This window comes from Desulfobacter sp., assembly GCF_050177295.1.
Genome location: NZ_JBFXHE010000447.1, coordinates 1 through 3,502, shown reverse-complemented (window position 1 = coordinate 3,502; position 3,502 = coordinate 1). Strand labels below are relative to the sequence as shown.

The window sequence follows — 3,502 nt, the reverse complement described above, 5'->3', positions numbered from 1 at the left end:
AATTCTAAAAATGGAATCTGTTAATTGTGAATTGCCACTATCTGAAATTTATTGGGATATTGAGTTTGAACAGAAAGGTTAACAGATTCCGGCAGCTTGATGAAACAGGGTTCGTTCCCCCAGATGTTCTTGATTGAGCCGTCAAGAAAAAACATCAGTCCATAGGTCAGAATCAAGGTGTATACTTTTAAGTGTTCTTTATAGAATACATGGCTGTCGGGTTTAATATCATTCTGGATGACTATTGTTCTGGTGCTTCTTGCTTTAATACGGCAGACAAAATGTTTGCTCTCTTCCTGGAGGAGATCAAAACTTGATTATCGAGTAATCCGGGGACAGATTTGGGTAGAGCAGGAGCCAGGGTATAGTCCAGCCTCCTTTCATTAAACCGTACGTGCGGTTTTCCCGCATACGGCTTTCCGATGTTTTTCATCTATCTGAAGAACAGGCCGGAATTCAGCCTGAACCTTGAAGCTTGAATCGCATTTTGTTTCCCTCAATTTGCCTGTACAAATCCCGGGGACGATGCTTGATAGGGCGGGACGGCGCCCTCTGAAATTGAGGAAAAATGTCATCCCAAATGCTTGATTCTTTATCCGACTTGTTTTATGCTTTTGATACTTGTGCAAAAGATGTTCCTCAACTTGCAGAGACGATTAAACAAATCATTTCTGATATGGATTGACTTTAAGGAATACAAAACGAAAAAACTCTTTGGCCACGGATCAGGATCAAGACTTCCACAATCCATACGGATTCAGCGCAACGATAACATGGAGGGATCATAAAAATGGATATCCACGCCTGGATCGCCGTTGCTACGTTGGTTGCGGCCATGGTTCTTTTTATCAGCAAGCTTATCCCTCTTGAGGCCACTGCTCTTTCGATCCCGGTTGTGCTTGCGCTCACCGGGACTGTTAATCCTGCTGAGGCAGCCCTCCGCGGGTTCGGTAACAGCGCGGTGATTTCTCTGGGAGCCATATTCGTACTTTCAGCCGGGCTTAAGGAGAGCGGTGTCGCTACGCTGATGGGGAGAATGCTTGAGCGGTTCGGTGGCAAAAAAGAGTGGCGTCTGGTTTTGCTGATCATGGTCACCACCTGTGTTCTCTCCGCAATCATGTCAAACGCGGCTACTGTTGCAGTTTTCCTTCCAGCTGTTTTGGTGCTCTCCCGCAGGGCAAACATTTCCCCTTCTCGATTAATGATGCCCCTGGGGTATGCGGCGATTCTCGGCGGCACGCTTACCTTGATCTCGACGACTTCCAACCTCATCCTTGGAAGTGAACTTGACCGACTTAGCGGCGGAGATAAAGCTCTCGGGATGTTTGAGTTCGCTGTTTTAGGCGTTCCCATCTCTGTCGCCGGCATTGCATATATGGTTCTGATCGGGACCAGACTAATCGGTAAGAATAGGTTAGACAACACACCCAGGGTCGGAAGTTTCCAAGAGCGGTTGAAAAAACGGTACAATCCCGAAAAAAAACTTTTCAAACTGACCATTCCATCGGGGTCTGATTTGGCCGATGCCACAATTGAAAAGGCAAGCCTTGGAAAGCGATTCCAGATCGAAGTTGTCCAAATCGCCCGCAAAAAGGGTTTTAGAAAACAATTCATAGACATCCGGCCGGATCTCAAGATGCATGCCGGCGATGTTCTCTTTGTCGATGGACGGGATGAAGACGCTCAAAGACTTGCCAAAGTGCACTCAATTCCCATTGAGATTGCAACTGAGGTCGAGTTGGAGAGTCTGAGAGGACGGGGGATCAATATGGCTGAGGTATTAATTTCACCTCACTCTGCCTTCCTCGACAGAACCCTGATCGACATTAGTTTTCGAAGCGTGTTTGGACTGTCAGTCCTCGCCATTTTAAGAAGCGGTAAAATTATCGAAAAAGACGTAGGCGCTACCCCGTTGAAACTTGGTGATGCCCTGCTCGTATACGGCCCCGTCCGATATTTCCGAAAGCTTGAGGAAAATAATGATCTGGTGCTTCTGGATCGGCAACAATCTGAAGAAGATGTCCGACACGCACCTATCGCGCTTGTGCTTCTGGCCGTGGCCCTTTTACCGCCGGTTCTCGGATTGTTCCCTCTTGCGGTCAGTGCCTTGGCCAGTGCGCTTTTAATGGTGGCAACCGGCTGTGTCTCGCTTCGAGGCGCTCAAAAAGCAATTGATTTTCGAATCCTATTTCTGATTATAGGTACAATTCCTCTGGGTGACGCATTATTCCAGACCGGTGTGGCGGGTAAAATGGCCGCCAATTTGTTCCCGGCGGAGATGAGTTTGGGGCCGTTCTATGTTTTGGGGGTGCTGTTTGTGGTTTCTTCTCTGTTTAGCACGGCATCTAACAATGCGGCAGCCGCGGTTATCCTTGCACCGGTTGCTTATGCTGCAGCAGAAGCTAGCGGTATTGATGTCAGTAAAACATTTCTCGCTGTGGCCTATGGCGCCAGTTGCGCCTTTGTTCTTCCGTTTGCTCATCAATGTAATTTGATGACCATGGGGCCCGGAGGATACAAAACAAAGGATTTCATCAAGGTCGGAGTTGGTTTGTCTTTGGTTATGGCGACGACGGCGGTTGTTCTTCTCGCTCTATAGAGTATAGGGTTAATTTTTATGGTATGAGTGAAGGCGTTTGCTAAAATTACCCATTCACAATGATTATAGTTAAAATCCCGTTATCCAGACTTTACTTTTTATTGCAGGTGATTATCGTTGTTGGGTTAACCAAAAACAAATCCTGGTGACCCATGAAAAAAAATATTGCTGCCGCTGTAACCCAGACAGCTGATAAATATGCTGCTCATAGCCCGACTCCCCTGCACCCCCTGGAAGAAGATTCCCGGTCCAAGGAACTGGACCGGATCATTGTCCGGGGTGCCAAGGAACATAACCTTAAAAATATTGATGTAGAGATCCCCAAGAAAAAGCTGGTGGTTGTGACGGGTGTTTCCGGGTCGGGCAAGTCCAGCCTGGCCTTTGATACCATTTTTGCCGAAGGCCAGCGCCGGTATGTGGAGTCCTTGTCCTCCTATGCCCGGCAGTTCATCGGGCAGATGGAAAAACCCCGCTACGATACCATCCGGGGGCTTTCTCCCACCATTGCCATTGAACAGAAGTCCGCTTCCAAAAATCCACGCTCCACCGTGGGTACCATCACTGAAATTTACGACTACCTGCGGGTACTCTTTGCCCGGGTGGGGACCCAGTATTGCTATAAATGCGGGAAAAAGGTGGGACGGGGCCATGCCCAGGCCATGGTCTCCCAGATTATGGATCTGCCTGACGGGTCTAAGATCCTGCTTCTGGCGCCCATTGTGGAAAACCGTAAAGGGGAACATCGGGAACGCCTTGAAGAGCTCAAACGCGAAGGTTATGCAAGGGTCCGGGTGGACGGGGTGGTCCAGGATCTTGAAAATGTCCAGGCCCTGGCCCGCAATAAAAAACACCACATTGAAGTGGTTATAGACCGGCTGGTGGTAGCGCCCCAGGCCGCGTTTG

Annotated in this window: 1 protein-coding gene and 1 pseudogene; both read left to right on the top strand. The window is 48.7% G+C overall.

Translation table 11 applies throughout. The annotated features are described in order from the left end of the window. Positions 1-790 precede the first annotated feature (790 nt). Positions 791-2,599 carry an SLC13 family permease gene (locus AB7U36_RS20790; RefSeq protein WP_428161536.1) on the top strand — a complete coding sequence of 603 codons (1,809 nt, stop codon included), beginning with the start codon at positions 791-793 and terminating at the stop codon, positions 2,597-2,599. A gap of 152 nt (positions 2,600-2,751) precedes the next feature. Further along, positions 2,752-3,502, top strand: a pseudogene (locus tag AB7U36_RS20785) (excinuclease ABC subunit UvrA); the annotation flags it as partial.

Excerpts from the sequence above, each read along its gene's own strand:
- AB7U36_RS20790 (WP_428161536.1), top strand. The coding sequence starts at position 791 with ATGGATATCCACGCCTGGATCGCCGTTGCTACGTTGGTTGCGGCCATG.